Annotated in this window: 11 protein-coding genes, 1 rRNA gene and 1 riboswitch; of the genes, 3 read left to right on the top strand and 9 right to left on the bottom strand. The window is 70.4% G+C overall.

Annotated elements, in window-relative coordinates; genetic code table 11:
* The 4 genes from PT931_RS02485 to serA form a co-directional block, all read right to left on the bottom strand.
* Positions 1-99 (bottom strand): 16S ribosomal RNA (locus tag PT931_RS02485); the annotation flags it as partial.
* A gap of 688 nt (positions 100-787) precedes the next feature.
* On the bottom strand, positions 788-1,885 hold the full coding sequence (locus tag PT931_RS02480) for a branched-chain amino acid aminotransferase (protein WP_456244063.1): 1,098 nt from the start codon (positions 1,883-1,885) through the stop codon (positions 788-790).
* Positions 1,886-1,925: 40 nt separating this feature from the next.
* Positions 1,926-2,966 (bottom strand): 3-isopropylmalate dehydrogenase, encoded by a 1,041-nt coding sequence (locus PT931_RS02475; RefSeq protein WP_456244062.1) that lies wholly within the window; start codon positions 2,964-2,966, stop codon positions 1,926-1,928.
* 237 nt (positions 2,967-3,203) lie between these two features.
* Positions 3,204-4,814, bottom strand: coding sequence for a phosphoglycerate dehydrogenase (gene serA, locus PT931_RS02470; protein WP_456244061.1), 1,611 nt, complete (start codon positions 4,812-4,814; stop codon positions 3,204-3,206).
* A gap of 246 nt (positions 4,815-5,060) precedes the next feature.
* Between serA and PT931_RS02465 the strand changes: the two genes are divergently transcribed.
* Positions 5,061-5,366, top strand: coding sequence for a hypothetical protein (locus PT931_RS02465; protein WP_456244060.1), 306 nt, complete (start codon positions 5,061-5,063; stop codon positions 5,364-5,366).
* A gap of 127 nt (positions 5,367-5,493) precedes the next feature.
* Here the strand turns inward: PT931_RS02465 and ilvC are convergent, their stop codons facing one another.
* The 4 genes from ilvC to PT931_RS02445 form a co-directional block, all read right to left on the bottom strand.
* Positions 5,494-6,504: a ketol-acid reductoisomerase gene (gene ilvC / locus PT931_RS02460; RefSeq protein ID WP_456244059.1), complete on the bottom strand. Its 1,011-nt coding sequence runs from the start codon at positions 6,502-6,504 to the stop codon at positions 5,494-5,496.
* Positions 6,505-6,584: 80 nt separating this feature from the next.
* Positions 6,585-7,103 carry an acetolactate synthase small subunit gene (ilvN, locus tag PT931_RS02455; RefSeq protein WP_363729956.1) on the bottom strand — a complete coding sequence of 173 codons (519 nt, stop codon included), beginning with the start codon at positions 7,101-7,103 and terminating at the stop codon, positions 6,585-6,587.
* Complete coding sequence (locus PT931_RS02450) at positions 7,103-8,869, bottom strand: acetolactate synthase large subunit (RefSeq protein ID WP_456244058.1); 1,767 nt, start codon at positions 8,867-8,869, stop codon at positions 7,103-7,105. Before PT931_RS02450 ends, ilvN begins: the two co-directional genes overlap by 1 nt.
* A 105-nt stretch (positions 8,870-8,974) precedes the next feature.
* Positions 8,975-11,386, bottom strand: a complete 2,412-nt coding sequence (locus PT931_RS02445; protein ID WP_456244057.1) for a putative bifunctional diguanylate cyclase/phosphodiesterase — start codon at positions 11,384-11,386, stop codon at positions 8,975-8,977.
* Between the two features lie 193 nt (positions 11,387-11,579).
* On the opposite strand from PT931_RS02445, the gene ilvD reads away from it, so the two are divergent.
* Positions 11,580-13,424, top strand: coding sequence for a dihydroxy-acid dehydratase (gene ilvD, locus PT931_RS02440; RefSeq protein WP_456244056.1), 1,845 nt, complete (start codon positions 11,580-11,582; stop codon positions 13,422-13,424).
* Positions 13,425-13,446: 22 nt separating this feature from the next.
* Here ilvD and PT931_RS02435 read toward each other — a convergent pair whose 3' ends face one another.
* The gene (locus tag PT931_RS02435) at positions 13,447-13,854 is read right to left on the bottom strand and encodes a PaaI family thioesterase (protein ID WP_456244055.1); all 408 of its coding nucleotides are present in this window, start codon (positions 13,852-13,854) and stop codon (positions 13,447-13,449) included.
* Between the two features lie 59 nt (positions 13,855-13,913).
* A riboswitch (ZMP/ZTP riboswitch) is annotated at positions 13,914-14,000 on the top strand.
* Positions 14,001-14,029: 29 nt separating this feature from the next.
* Here PT931_RS02435 and PT931_RS02430 point away from each other — a divergent pair.
* A complete protein-coding gene (locus tag PT931_RS02430; protein ID WP_456244054.1) occupies positions 14,030-15,298 on the top strand; it encodes a serine hydroxymethyltransferase in 1,269 nt (422 codons plus the stop codon).
* The last annotated feature ends 95 nt before the right edge of the window (positions 15,299-15,393 follow it).

Here is a 15,393-nt window from a genome sequence, read left to right as displayed (position 1 = left end):
TTCGCCGCTCGAGTACCCCGAAGGGCCTTTCCGCTCGACTTGCATGTGTTAAGCACGCCGCCAGCGTTCGTCCTGAGCCAGGATCAAACTCTCCAATAAGGTTTGTTCAAACCCTGGCAAGGAACATAGCTGGCAAAAAAAATCTTTGCCGCTGTTGTCCATTACCAAAGGAATCCACATCAAACACCAGAACCAAAGTCCCAGTGCCGACGGGGTAAATCATAATTGGCACTAACTTTCCGACACCCTGTTGAGTTCTCAAAGAACAAACACACACCACTCAGCAGTCTTTCAACCGCCCTGGGGGTTTTTGTTTCGTGCGATTCTTACTTTCGAAACCCTATCACGTTCGCTCCCGGCTAGTTCTTGCGAACCCCGCCCGGGGCAACCGCTCTAGCTTACCTGGCTTGGTCTTCCGTGTCAACCGGATGTTTCCGATCTTCACTCTGACCTCACCCGCCCGCCGCCAACCCCCGGTTCGCACCGGCTGATCTTCGTTGGACTTGCCCCAGACCGACCAACCGCTCTCGCGGTCTTGCCCGGCTCCCTGGCGCCTTGGAGAACTCTACCCGGTCGGTTTCAGCGGCTCGCACCGCCCCCACCCGGTTGCCCGGTCCCGTTGCTCCCCGGTGTCTTTCGTTCCGGTTTGCCCCGTTCCTCGCTGGCAGAGAGAAATTTACGGCAACGTCCGAGCGAAGGTCAAATCGGGGGTCGGTGTCCCGGCTCACCCATGCTCTGAGCTGCAAAAAGGGGCCGACGCGATGCGCCGACCCCTGCATGCGTACCCCTAGAGGGCTTTTTGGACCCAGCCGTGGGGGTCCTCCGCCCGGCCCTGCTGGATGTCGAGGAGCTGGGCGCGGAGCTTCAGGGTCACCTCGCCCGGGGTCCCGTCGCCGACGGAGAACTCGCCCGCGGCCGAGCGCAGGGTGCCGACCGGGGTCACCACCGCCGCGGTGCCGCACGCGAAGACCTCGCGCAACCGGCCGTTGCCGGCGTCCGCCCGCCACTCCTCCACCGAGTAGGGGCGTTCGACCACCTGGTGGCCGGCGTCGCGGGCCAGCTGGATGATCGAGTCCCGGGTGATGCCGGGCAGGATCGTGCCCGTGAGCGGGGGCGTGACGAGGGTGCCGTCGTCGTACACGAAGAAGATGTTCATGCCGCCGAGCTCGTCCACGTACTTGCGTTCCGTGGTGTCGAGGAAGACGACCTGGTCGCAGCCCTCCCGGATGGCCTCGGCCTGGGCGACCAGCGAGGTGGCGTAGTTGCCGCCGCACTTGGCCGCGCCGGTGCCGCCGGGGGCCGCCCGGGTGTACTCCTCCGAGATCCAGAGTTTGATCGGGGTGGGGCCGCCCTTGAAGTAGGCGCCGACCGGGCAGGCGATCACGCCGAACAGGTACTCCGCGGAGGGGCGGACGCCCAGGAAGACCTCGGACGCGATCATGTACGGCCGCAGGTACAGGCTGGACTCCGCCTGGCCCGGGATCCACTTCTCGTCGACCGTGACCAGTTCCCGGACCGCCCCGAGGAACAGCTCCTCCGGGATCTCCGGCATGGCCATCCGGCGGGCCGAGTCCCGGAACCGGCGCGCGTTGGCGTCGGGCCGGAACAGGGTCACCCCGCCGCCTGCGGACCGGTAGGCCTTCATGCCCTCGAAGATCTCCTGCGCGTAGTGCAGGACGGCGGTCGCCGGGGACATCGGGATGGGGCCGAACGGCTCCACCCGGGCGTCGTACCACCCCTTGGAGTCGGCGTAGCGCACCGTGACCATGTGCTCGGTGAATACCTTCCCGAACCCGGGATTGACGAGCAGGGCCTCGCGCTCCGCGTCCGAGACGGGAGTCTGTGCGAGGTTCCGCTGGAAGCCAAGGATGTCACCGCCGGTCATGGCGTGTACCTCCGGTCGTTCGATGGGGGCTTAACGAGGGTTAGGCTACCCGCTCCGCTACCCGGTCACCCACCGCGGACGTGCTCAGAGTGCCGCCCGGGATGCGCGTCGCCAGCTCCTCGGCGACCGCGGCGGTCACCCGGGCCGCCTCGTCGGCATGTCCGAGATGCTCCAGGAGGAGCGAGACCGACATGATCGCGGCGATCGGGTCGGCGATCCCCTGGCCGGCGATGTCGGGCGCGGAGCCGTGCACGGGCTCGAACATCGACGGGTACGTGCCGTCCGGGTTGACGCAGCCGCTGGCCGCGAGCCCGATGCCCCCGGTGACGGCGGCCGCGATGTCGGTGAGGATGTCGCCGAACAGGTTGTCGGTGACGACCACGTCGTAGTGCTGGGGGCGGGTCACCAGGAACATCGCGGCGGCGTCCACGTGCTGGTACTCCGTCTCGACGCCCGGGAACTCGGCCGCGACCGCGTCGAACGTCCGGGTCCACAGGCCGCCCGCGTTGACCAGCACGTTGCTCTTGTGCACCAGGGTCAGCTTCTTGCGGTCGCGCTTCGTGGCCCGGGTGAAGGCGTCGCGGATGACCCGCTCGACCCCGTGCCGGGTGTTGAGGCTCTCCTCGGTGGCGACCTCGGCCGGCGTCCCCTTGTGCAGGGTGCCGCCGGCGCCCGCGTACAGGCCCTCGGTGCCCTCGCGGACCACCACGAAGTCGATCTCGCCGGGCTTGACGCCGGCCAGGGGGCTCGTGGTGCCGGGCCAGAGGCGGGACGGGCGCAGGTTCACGTACTGGTCGAAGTCGAAGCGGAGCTTCAGGAGCAGGCCGCGCTCCAGGATGCCGGGGGGCAGGTTCGGGTCGCCGGGGCGGCCGCCGACCGCGCCGAGCAGGATCGCGTCGTGGGTGGCCAGTTCGGCCTGCACGCTCGGGGGGAGGACCTCGCCGGTGCGGAGGTAGCGTTCGGCGCCCAGGTCGTACTCCGTGGCCTCGGTGCCCGGGAGCACCGCGTCGAGCACCTTGCGGGCCTCCGCGATCACCTCGCCGCCGATACCGTCGCCCGGGATAACCGCGATGCGCGCCACGCCAACCTCCTTGATGGGTACCTTTGCGGCCACGCTACCCGGGTTCCCATTTTCTGGCCGGCTGCTCCCAGCATGTGGACTGGTGCCCCGCGGGGGCGGCCGGAGGCGCGGACTCACAGGGGGCATGGGCTGGCCGGACGGTGGGAAACCCGGGTTGGGTGCTGCGCGGCGGTCACCGGGACGGCGAAAGGCGGGGCACCCGGATGGGTACCCCGCCGATGGTGTCGCTCGTGCTCTTTAGGCCTCGGTGAGGTCCACCGTGCAGGCGCTGCTCGCGCCCACGACGGCCGCCGCCGAGCTGAGCAGTTCGCCGTGCACCGGGGAGTCGACCGCCAGGGCCATCAGCGCGTCGCCGCCGGCGCTCAGGCGGGCCACCTGCATGCCGGCGATGTTCACGCCCGCCTCGCCCAGCAGGCCACCGATCGCGCCGACGATGCCGGGACGGTCGGCGTAGCGGAAGAGGACGACGTTGCCCTCGGCCGGCACGTCCAGGTCGAAGCCGTCGACCTCGGTCAGCTTGGCGACCTCGCGCGGGCCGGCCGTCAGGGTGCCCGACACGCTCACGGTGCGGCCGTCCGGCAGGGCGCCGCGCAGGGTGAGCAGGTTCTGGTACTCCGGGCTGTCCTCGAACGTCGCGAGCGTGATCTCCACGCCGCGCTCCTTGGCGAGCAGCGGGGCGTTGACGTAGGTGACCTGGTCGGCCACCACGTCGGCGAACAGGCCCTTGCTCGCGGCGAGCTGGAGCACCGACACGTCGTGCGCGGCCACGTCGCCGCGGACCTCGACGACCACGTTGGCCGCGAGGCCGCCGGCCACCGCCGTGTACACCCGGCCGAGCTTCTCGGCGAGCGGCAGCAGCGGACGGATCTCCTCGTGCACCACGCCGCCGACCTGCACGTTCACCGCGTCGGGCACGAACTCGCCCTGCAACGCCAGCTTCACGCTCTTCGCGACCGCGAGGCCGGCCTTGTCCTGGGCCTCCACGGTCGAGGCGCCCAGGTGCGGCACCGCGACGACGTTCTCGAAGGCGAACAGCGGCGAGTCGGTGCACGGCTCCTTGACGAACACGTCGAGGCCGGCGCCGCCGACGTGGCCGCTGGCGAGCGCGTCGGCCAGGGCCTGCTCGTCGATGAGGCCGCCGCGGGCCGCGTTGACGATCCGGACGCCCTTCTTGGTCTTCGCCAGCTCCTTGGCGCCGATCAGGCCCACGGTCTCCGGGGTCTTCGGCAGGTGGATCGAGATGAAGTCCGCCTCGGTCAGCAGCTCGTCGAGGGTGACCAGCCTGACGCCCAGCTGCGCGGCGCGGGCCGGCTGCAGGTAGGGGTCGTACGCGATCAGCTTGACGCCGAACGCGGCCATCCGCTGGGCGAACAGCACGCCGATCCGGCCCAGGCCGACCACGCCGACGGTCTTCTCGAAGATCTCGACACCGGTGTACTTCGACCGCTTCCACTGGCCCTGCTTCAGCGCCGACGCCGCCGGGACCGTGTGCCGGGACACCGCGAGCAGCAGCGCGACGGCCTGCTCGGCGGCGGACACGATGTTCGAGGTCGGCGCGTTGACGACCATGACGCCCTTGGCGGTGGCCGCCGGCACGTCGACGTTGTCCAGGCCGACGCCGGCCCGGGCCACGATGGCCAGCTTCGTGCCGGCCGCGATGGCCTCGGCGTCGATCTGGGTGGCGCTGCGGATCAGCACGGCGTCGGCGTCGGCGAGCGCGGCCAGCAGGGCCGGGCGGTCGGTGCCGTCGACGTGGCGGACCTCGAAGTCGTCGGCGAGCACGGCCAGCGCGGCCGGGGCCAGTTCTTCGGCGATGAGAACGACGGGAAGCGTGGTGGGAAGGTTCATGCGATCCTCAAGGAGTCTGTGAAGTGGCGGCGGCGGGAACGCCACGCTGCGCTCCGCGTCCAGGTCCATCGTGTGGCCTGGCCTTCCGCTCCCGATCCTACGGGGTGGGATGGGTCACCCGTCCAGGGGTGCGCTTTGCGACATTCGATACACCTCGGCCGAACGATCATTCAGTATCCATTGACCGTTCACGATCTTTTGGTTAAGAATCCTTACTGTGCTTCCCCCTCTCCCCCAGGAGCCACAGTGAAGAAGATCCTCGCCGGTGCCGTCGTCGTCGCGGCCACGTCCCTGTCCCTGCTCGGCGTCACCGGCGGCCCCGCCGCGGCCGCCGGGACCTGCACGAAGAACATCAACGGCTCCAACGTGGGTACGGCCACCTGCACCGGCCTCGCGCCGGGCACCCGCTGGCGGTACGTCGTGGAGTGCTACCCGAACAGCACGCCCGGCGGGTACGCCGCCTGGGGCACCATCGTCACCGGCGACGGCACCTCGGTCGCCACGTGTCGGACCGACCAGCGCGCGCTCGACGGCGGCATCTTCCTGGCGTGATCCGGCTCTTGATCCAACGCTGGTGGCCCGCTGAGGGCGGCGCCGGCAAACGAAAGAGACACCCGCTAGGGCAGCGCCCTGCGGGTGTCTCTTTCGTGCGGTCCAGCGTCGTTCTCAGCGGGTCTGTCTACGCCGTCTCGGTGATGGGGTTGTCGACCCAGCTCATCATGCCGCGCAGCTTCTTACCGACCACCTCGATCGGGTGGTTGGCGTTCTCCTCGCGGAGCTTCGCGTAGTTCGCCCGGCCGGCCTCGTCCTCCGCGACCCACTCGGCCGCGAACCGGCCGTCCTGGATCTCGGCGAGGATCTTCTTCATCTCGTCCTTGGAGACGCTGCTGACGGCGCGCGGGCCCCGGGTGTAGCCGCCGTACTCCGCGGTGTCGGAGACCGAGTAGTTCATCTTCGACAGGCCGCCCTCGTACAGCAGGTCGACGATGAGCTTCAGCTCGTGCAGGCACTCGAAGTACGCGACCTCGGGGGCGTAGCCGGCCTCGGTGAGCACCTCGAAACCATTCTTGACCAGGTCCGCCACGCCGCCGCAGAGCACGGCCTGCTCGCCGAACAGGTCGGTCTCGGTCTCCTCCGTGAACGTGGTCTCGATGACGCCCGCGCGGGTGCCGCCGATGCCCTTGGCGTACGCGAGGGCGAGCGCCTTGGCGGTACCCGTCGGGTCCTGCTCGACCGCGATCAGGCACGGCACGCCCTTGCCGTCCACGAACTGGCGGCGGACCAGGTGACCCGGGCCCTTCGGCGCGATCATGATGACGTCGACGTCGGCCGGCGGCTTGATCAGGTCGTACCGGATGTTGAGGCCGTGGCCGAACGCCAGCGCCTTGCCGGCGGTCAGGTTCGGGGCGATGTCGTTCGCGTAGATCGAGCGCTGCGCGGTGTCCGGCGCGAGCACCATGATCACGTCGGCCTCGCGGGCCGCCTCGAACGGGGTGACGACCCGCAGGCCCTGCTCCTCCGCCTTCGGCCGGCTCTTGGAGCCCTCCGGGAGCCCGACCCGGACGTCGACGCCGGAGTCGCGCAGGGAGAGGGCGTGCGCGTGGCCCTGGCTGCCGTAGCCGAGGACGGCCACCTTCTTGCCCTGGATGAGGGAGAGGTCGGCGTCGTTGTCGTAGTACACGTTGACCATGGATCTGTGCCTTTCAATGGTGGGACCCGCAGAGGACGAAGACGGGCCAAGACGCTGAGATCAGGAACCGGAACGAGGACTTAGGCGACCGAACGGAGGGTGGAGCCGCTGGTGATGGACTTCGCGCCGCGGCCGACCGCGACCAGGCCCGACTGGACCATCTCCTTGATGCCGAACGGCTCGAGCATCCGGAGCAGCGCTTCGAGCTTCTCCTTCGTGCCCGTGGCCTCGATGATCACGGCGTCGGGTGAGACGTCGACGACCTTCGCCCGGAACAGGGTCACTGTCTCCAGGACGTGCGAACGGCTGGTCAGGTCGGCCCGGACCTTGACCAGGAGCAGTTCGCGCTGGACGGAGCCGGTGGGCTCCAGTTCCACGATCTTGAGCACGTTGATCAGCTTGTTGAGCTGCTTCGTGACCTGCTCGAGGGGCTGTTCCGCGGCGTCGACGACCAGCGTGATCCGGGAGATGCCCGGCTGCTCGGTCTCGCCCACCGCGAGGGAGTCGATGTTGAAGCCGCGCCGGGAGAACAGGGCCGCGACCCGGGCGAGGACGCCGGGCTTGTTCTCCACCAGGACGGACAGGGTGTGCTTGCTCATCACAGGTCATCCTCGTCGAAGGCGGGGCGCACGCCGCGGGCGAACAGGATCTCGTCGTTGCTCGTGCCCGCGGGCACCATCGGCCAGACCATCGCGTCCTTGCCGACCACGAAGTCGATCACCACCGGGCGGTCGTTGATCTCCATCGCCTGCTTGATCACGGCGTCGACGTCGTCCGCCGACTCGCAGCGCAGGCCCACGCAGCCCAGCGCCTCGCCCAGCTTCACGAAGTCGGGGACCCGGGGCTTGTCCTCGGAGTGGTGCGTACCGAGGCCGGTGTTGGAGTACCGGCCGTCGTAGAACAGGGTCTGCCACTGCCGGACCATGCCCAGGTTGCCGTTGTTGATCACGGCCACCTTGATCGGGATGTTCTCCAGCGAACAGGTGGCCAGCTCCTGGTTGGTCATCTGGAAGCAGCCGTCGCCGTCGATCGCCCACACGGCCCTGTCGGGCGCGCCGACCTTGGCGCCCATCGCGGCCGGCACCGCGTAGCCCATCGTGCCGAGGCCGCCGGAGTTGAGGAAGGTGCCCGGGTTCTCGTACGAGATGAACTGGGACGCCCACATCTGGTGCTGGCCGACGCCGGTCGCGTAGATGGCGTCGGGGCCGACGAGCGCACCGATCCGGCTGATCACGTACTGCGGGGCCAGGGTGCCGTCCTCGTGCTCGGCATACCCCAGCGGGTACCGGTCGCGGATGTCGTCGAGCTGCTCCCACCAGGCCTTCAGGCTCGGGTGGTTCTCGCCGACCGCCTCGATCAGCGCCGCGATGATGATTTTCGCGTCGCCGACGATCGGGACGTCCGCGTGCCGGTTCTTGCCGATCTCCGCCGGGTCGATGTCGGCGTGGATGATCGCCGCGTCGGGGGCGAAGCTGTCCAGCTTGCCGGTGACCCGGTCGTCGAACCGCGCGCCGAGCGTGATCAGCAGGTCGGCCTTCTGGAGCGCGAACACCGCGCCGACCGTGCCGTGCATGCCGGGCATGCCCATGTGCTGCGGGTGGCTGTCGGGGAACGCGCCCCGGGCCATCAGCGTCGTGACGACCGGCGCGCCGGTCAGCTCGGCGAGGGCCTTGAGCTCCTCGGTGGCGTCGGCCTTGAGCACGCCGCCGCCGACGTAGAGCACCGGGCGGCGGGCGGTCGCGATCAGCTTCGCGGCCTCGCGGATCTGCTTGTTGTGCGGCTGGGTCGTCGGCCGGTAGCCGGGCAGGTCCATGACCGGCGGCCACTCGAAGACCGTCTGCGCCTGGAGCACGTCCTTCGGGATGTCCACGAGGACCGGGCCCGGGCGGCCGGTGGCGGCGACGTGGAACGCCTCCGCCAGGACCCGCGGAATGTCCCTGCCGTCCTGCACGAGGTAGTTGTGCTTCGTGATCGGCATCGTGATGCCGTGGATGTCCGCCTCCTGGAAGGCGTCCGTCCCGATCGCGGCGCGGGAGACCTGGCCGGTGATCGCGACGATCGGCACGGAGTCCATGTACGCGTCGGCGATGGGGGTGACGAGGTTGGTCGCGCCCGGGCCGGAGGTGGCCATGCAGACGCCGACCCGGCCGGTGGCCTGGGCGTATCCGGTCGCGGCGTGGCCGGCACCCTGCTCGTGGCGGACGAGGATGTGGCGGACGCTGGAGTCGTACAACGGGTCGTATGCCGGCAGAATCGCCCCACCCGGAATACCGAACACCACCTCTACGCCGAGCGCCTCGAGCGACGCGACGAGCGACTGGGCGCCGGTCAGGGCGCGGGCGGCCTGGCTTTCTGGTTTGGTCATCGGGAGTCCCATGCTCTGGAATAGATGTGGTGGCTGGGCAACAAAAACCGCCCTCGTGCAGGAGCACGGGGCGGGGCGCGTCATCGGATCACGACGACGCGCTAGCTAAGTACTACGATCCGCTGGGTCTGCAGCATGCGGTAAAGCCTGCCTCATCTCACGCCCTGAGTCAACTTGTCCCACATCATGGGCGAATGTTTCTTCGAGCAACGCCTCCAGGCGCTCGGCGGGCATCGGGCGGCCCAGCAGGAAGCCCTGCCCCAGCCGGCAACCGGCCGCCGCCATCGTCGCCAGCTGCGCCGGTTCCTCGATGCCCTCGACGATGACCTCCAGACCCAGGCGCTGCCCGAGCTGCACCACGAGGTCCGCCAACGGTTCCAGGTCCTTGTCGATCTTGACGATGTCGACGGGCAGCGTCCGGAGCTGGGCCAGGGAGGAGTAGCCGGCGCCGAAATCGTCGAGCGCCACCCGGACGCCCATCCCGCGCAGCACCATGATCCGCTCGCTGAGGCCCTTGATGTCCCGGGCCATCCGGTGCTCGGCGATCTCCAACGTCAGCCGGTACCCCGGGAGGCGGTGGATCCGGAGCAGCTCCGCCAGGTGCACGGGGAACTCCGGCAGGTGCAGTTGCCGGGTCGACAGGTTCACCGACGCCCACAGGTCGTGCCCGGCCCGCAGCCACGCCGACAACTGGTGACAGGTGCGGTGCAGGGTCCACGTACCCAGCTCCTCGACCAGGTCGGACTCCTCCGCCACCGGGATGAACTCCGCCGGCTCGACCACCCCCAGCCGCGGATGCCGCCAGCGCAGCAGCGCCTCCACCCCCACGAGGCGGTTGTCGGGGAGGTGCAGCACCGGCTGGAAGACCAGCGACAGCTCACCGCGCTCCCCCGCGCCGCGCAGCTCCTGGGCCATGTCGGCGCGGCGGGCCATCGACTCCGCGTACTCCGCGTCGTACTCCTCCACCCTGTTCTTGCCGCCCCGCTTCGCCGAGCGCAGGGCCATGTCGGCGTTGCGGAGGAGCTGCGGCACGTCGTTGGCGGTCCGGCAGCCGGCCAGGCCGATGCTGGCGGAGAGGAAGACGGTCAGCTCCTCCAGCCGGTACGGCGCGTTGAGCACCTTCAGCAGCCGGCCCGCCACCACCGCCGCCGTCCGGGGCCCCGACCACATCAGCACCGCGAACTCGTCGCCCCCCAGCCGGGTCGGCACGTCCCCCGGGCGCAGGTTCGCCCGGAGCCGGTGGGCGACCTCCACCAGCACCGCGTCGCCCACGTCGTGGCCCCGCACGTCGTTGACGTTCTTGAAGCCGTCGAGATCCAGGGTGAGCAGGGTGCAGGTGCGCCCGCCCGCCTCGTCGTGCAGGGTACGCAGCAGGGCCCGGCGGTTACCGAGGCCGGTCAGCGGGTCCGCGTACGCCATCTTGGCGAGTTCCCGCTCCAGGTGCTTGCGGTCCGTCACGTCCCGGCAGTGCATGACCAGGCCGGCGACCTGCGGGACGTGCCGCTGGTCGCTGATCATCGACTCCAGGTCGCGCCACTCGCCGGCCGCGTCGAGGATCCGCGCGTACATCCGGGTCTGGGAGCCGCCCGGGCCGGCCAGGATCTCCCGGAGCACGTCCTCGACGGCCTCCACGTCCTCCGGGTGCGGCAGCTCCAGGAACGACCGGGCCACGATGTCGCGCTCGATCAGCCCCAGCCGCCACGCCGCCGACGGGGACAGCCAGCCCACGTCGAGGCGGCTGTCGAGGATCATGGTCACGTCCGAGGCGCCGGCGACGATCGAACGGAAGTGCGCCTCGCGGTGGGCGAGCTCCGCCGCGTACCGCCGGGCGTCGCGCATCGTCAGCGCCTGCCGGCCGACCAGCGCGGCGGCGACGGCCGTGGCCGCGTACGCCGCGCGGACCGTCAGCGGGCCCACCGTCACCAGGTGGTACAGCGTCGCGCCCAGGGCGGCGGTCACCGGGAGCATCGACAGCCCCGTGCCCAGGCGGGGCAGCGGCGCGTGCCCGGCGGGGCCCGGACCCGACTCGCCCGTGGCCCGGACCACGGCCAGCACCAGCACGGCGACCCCCGCGAGCCACAGGAGCAGCCCCGCCGGCCGGGTGCCCGGCAGCGCCGCCCACCGCCACAGCACCTGCGCGAACGTGCCGGCGGACAGCAGACCGGCCCCGGCGGCGACCGCGAACACCGGACCCTTCGGCTGGCTGGCCCGCAGACACACCGCCACCCCCACCCCGCACACCACGGCGACCGTCGCGCCGGCCGCGGTCACGATGGCCGGCGGCCGGACGATCCGGGGCCCCAGGACCAGCAGCCACACGACGTAGGCCCCGCTGCCGGCGACCAGCAGTCCGTCGAGCACCGCCCGGACCCGGGCACCCCAGCCGCACGGGCCGCCCCGCATCGTCAACAGGCCCGTGAGCAACAGGGCCGCGCAGCCGAGACCGGCGAGAGTGGTCAGCCGGATCCCGATCCGCGCGTCGGCCGACAACGCCAGACCGTGGGCAAGGACAGACACCCCAAGACCGGCGACCAGCCACGGGGCCCTACCAAACGGAACAAGCGTGCGAGGGGGCACGAGATCTACTGTGCCGAACTTTTCGCGGATTAGGGACACACAGCGTGTCCGTTATCTGTCACGGTGTTTTCCCGCCCAGTGGGCGGCCGGCGGGCCGATGGCGGCCGTCCGGGGGCGGTGGGAGACTCGTGGTATGCCTGAGCTGCGGTCGAAGACCTCCACCCATGGCCGGAACATGGCCGGCGCGCGTGCCCTGTGGCGTGCCACCGGCATGACGGACGGCGATTTCGGCAAGCCCATCGTCGCCATCGCGAACAGCTTCACGCAGTTCGTACCCGGACACGTGCACCTCCGCGACGTCGGGAAGATCGTCGCCGGTTCGATCGAGGCGTCCGGCGGGGTCGCCAAGGAGTTCAACACGATCGCCGTGGACGACGGGATCGCGATGGGCCACGGCGGGATGCTGTACTCCCTGCCGTCCCGGGAGCTGATCGCCGACGCGGTGGAGTACATGGTGAACGCGCACTGCGCCGACGCCCTCGTGTGCATCTCCAACTGCGACAAGATCACGCCCGGGATGCTGCTCGCCGCGCTCCGGCTGAACATCCCCGCCGTGTTCGTCTCCGGCGGGCCGATGGAGGCCGGCAAGACGGTCGCCATGAACGGGGTCGTCACCCACAAGCTGGACCTGATCGACGCGATGGTGGCCGCCGCCGACCAGGCCGTCTCGGACAGCGACCTGGACAAGATCGAACGCTCGGCGTGCCCGACCTGCGGCTCGTGCTCGGGCATGTTCACCGCCAACTCGATGAACTGCCTCACCGAGGCCATCGGGCTGGCCCTGCCGGGCAACGGTTCCGTGCTGGCCACGCACGCGATGCGCCGCGGGCTGTTCGAGGAGGCGGGGCGCACGGTGGTGCGGATCGCCGACGCGTACTACGCCAACGACGACATGTCCGTGCTGCCCCGGGCCATCGCGTCCCGGGCCGCGTTCGAGAACGCCGTCGCCCTCGACGTGGCCATGGGCGGCTCCACGAACACCGTCCTGCACCTGCTCGCCGCCGCCCGCGAGGCCGAGGTCGACTTCAACGTCGCCGACGTGGACGAGATCTCCCGGCGGGTGCCGTGCCTGGCGAAGGTCGCGCCGAACTCGCCGAAGTACCACATGGAGGACGTGCACCGGGCCGGCGGCATCCCCGCCCTGCTCGGCGAGCTGAACCGGGGCGGCGCGCTGCGCACCGACGTGTGGTCGGTGCACTCCCCGGACCTGGAGTCCTGGCTGGCCGAGTGGGACATCCGCAGCGGGTCGACGTCGGCCGCCGCGCTGGAGCTGTTCCACGCCGCGCCCGGCGGGGTGCGCACCGTCGAACCGTTCTCCACCGACAACCGGTGGTCCAGCCTCGACACCGACGCGGCCGAGGGGTGCATCCGGTCCGTCGAACACGCCTACTCCGCCGACGGCGGGCTCGCCATCCTGTTCGGCAACCTCGCCCCGGACGGCTGCGTGGTCAAGACCGCCGGCGTCCCCGACGACTGCCTCACCTTCACCGGCCCCGCCAAGGTGTACGAGTCCCAGGACGACGCGGTCACCGCCATCCTCGGCAACCAGGTGGTGGCCGGCGACGTGGTGGTCATCCGGTACGAGGGGCCCAGGGGCGGGCCGGGCATGCAGGAGATGCTGTACCCGACCTCGTTCCTCAAGGGGCGCGGCCTGGGCCGGGCGTGCGCGCTGATCACCGACGGGCGGTTCTCCGGCGGGACCTCGGGGCTGTCCATCGGGCACGCGTCGCCCGAGGCCGCGGCCGGCGGGCTGATCAGCCTCGTGCGCGAGGGCGACCCGATCGTCATCGACATCCCGAACCGGTCGATCCGGCTCGACGTCGCCGACGACGAGCTGGAGGCGCGGCGGGTGGCCGAGGAGAAGCGGGACCGGCCGTACACGCCGGTGGACCGGGTGCGGCCCGTGTCGGCGGCGCTGCGGGCCTACGCGTCGATGGCGACCAGCGCTTCCGACGGGGCCTACCGGCTGGTGCCGTAGGCCCCCGTACCCGTCAGATGATCTAGGCCAGGAGGGCGTAGACCGTCGAGACCTCGGCGGCCACGCCCTTCGACGCCGACAGCGTGATGGTCACGAAGGCGAGGCTCCGGCCGGCCTTCGTGACCGCCGCCCGGACCAGGGCGTCCTCGCCCACAACCGGCCGCTGGAACGTCGAGGACAGCTGCACGGTCGTCATCGGGAAGAAGCCGCCCCGGGTCGCCGACAGGGCGATCACGGACGCGGTGTCGGCGGCGGCCATCATCGCCTGCCCCGACAGCGCCCCGCCCTCCCGGGCCAGGTCGGCCGACCACGGCAGCCGCAGCGTCGCCGTGCCCTCCCCGACCTCCTCGACGACGAGCCCGAGTGCGAGCACCCAGGGCGCGAAGTTGGCGGCCAGAATCGCGTTGCCCTCCGCGGGCGTGAGTCCCATGGCGGCGAAGCATAACGGCTTGATCTCGTGATGGGAGCCCGCCGCAGGTCGACTAGCATGACGAGTACGCGACTGGCGCGGGTTTGGGTGGGCATAAACCACCGGGAAGCGACACTCGCCGGGCACCGTGCGCCTGGGTGCCGGGATCAGCGAAAACCATGTCTGGAGACGAGCAGTGCACGAGCCATCGATCTCGCACCTGGCCGCCGAGGACCCGCAGATCGCGGGTCTGATCGAGGCCGAGGCGAAGCGCCAGTTCGAGAAGATCCGCATGATCGCCTCGGAGAACTACGTGTCGACCGCCGTCCTCGAGGCGACCGGGACCGTCCTGACGAACAAGTACTCCGAGGGCTACGCCGGCAAGCGGTACTACGAGGGCCAGCAGTTCATCGACCAGATCGAGACGATCGCGATCGAGCGGGCCAAGTCCCTGTTCGGCGTCGACCACGCGAACGTCCAGACCTACTCCGGCTCCCCCGCGAACCTGGCCGTCTACCTGGCCTTCCTGAACCCGGGCGACACCGTGCTCGGCATGGGCCTGCCGGCCGGCGGCCACCTGACCCACGGCTGGTCCGTCTCGGCCACCGGCAAGTGGTTCAACGCCGTGCACTACGGCGTCGAGAAGGAGACCGGCCTCGTCGACCTGAACAAGGTCCGCGAGCTGGCCCTGGAGCACCGGCCGAAGCTGATCATCTGCGGCGGCACGGCCATCCCGCGCACGATCGACTTCCCGGCCTACGCGGCCATCGCCAAGGAGGTCGGCGCGGTCCTGCTCGCCGACATCGCGCACATCGCCGGCCTGATCGCCGGTGGCGCGCACCCCTCCCCGGTCGGGTACGCCGACGTGATCTCCACCACCACGCACAAGACCCTCCGGGGCCCGCGCGGCGCGATGCTGATGTGCAACGCCGAGCACGCCAAGGCCATCGACAAGGCCGTGTTCCCCGGCCTGCAGGGCGGCCCGCACAACCACACGACGGCCGGCATCGCGGTGGCGCTGAAGGAGGCCGCGACCCCCGAGTTCGGCGTCTACGCCCACCAGGTCGTCGCCAACGCCAAGGCCCTCGCCGCCGCCCTCGTGGAGCGCGGCTTCGACCTGGTCTCCGGCGGCACCGACAACCACCTGATCCTCGCGGACCTCACGCCGAAGGGCATCGCCGGCAAGCCCGCGGCGCAGGCCCTCGACGCCGCCGGGATCGAGCTGAACTACAACTCGGTGCCGTTCGACCCGCGCAAGCCGTTCGACCCGTCCGGCATCCGGCTCGGCACCGCCGGGCTCACCACCCGGGGCCTCACCCCGGAGCAGATGCCGCAGGTCGCGGCATGGATGGACGAGGCGATCGGCGCGGCCCTCAAGGAGGACACCACCGAGCTGGACCGGATCGCCGGCGAGGTGTCCGACCTGCTCAAGGACTACCCGATGCCCGGTTACGCGGCGGAGTAGCCACGCACGTCACGGACCCCGGCGCCCCGCTCTCGTGGGGCGCCGGGGTCTTTTCAAGAGCATTCGATGGTTACGGTGGGATGTGACCGGTGTCC

This window comes from Longispora urticae (genome assembly GCF_053902585.1).
This window is presented reverse-complemented; position numbering and strand designations above follow the sequence as displayed.

Coding starts and splice junctions, on each gene's coding strand:
- serA (WP_456244061.1), bottom strand. CDS start 4,814: ATGAACCTTCCCACCACGCTTCCCGTCGTTCTCATCGCCGAAGAACTG.
- ilvC (WP_456244059.1), bottom strand. CDS start 6,504: ATGGTCAACGTGTACTACGACAACGACGCCGACCTCTCCCTCATCCAG.
- ilvD (WP_456244056.1), top strand. CDS start 11,580: ATGCCTGAGCTGCGGTCGAAGACCTCCACCCATGGCCGGAACATGGCC.
- PT931_RS02480 (WP_456244063.1), bottom strand. CDS start 1,885: ATGACCGGCGGTGACATCCTTGGCTTCCAGCGGAACCTCGCACAGACT.
- PT931_RS02435 (WP_456244055.1), bottom strand. CDS start 13,854: ATGGGACTCACGCCCGCGGAGGGCAACGCGATTCTGGCCGCCAACTTC.
- ilvN (WP_363729956.1), bottom strand. CDS start 7,103: ATGAGCAAGCACACCCTGTCCGTCCTGGTGGAGAACAAGCCCGGCGTC.
- PT931_RS02450 (WP_456244058.1), bottom strand. CDS start 8,869: ATGACCAAACCAGAAAGCCAGGCCGCCCGCGCCCTGACCGGCGCCCAG.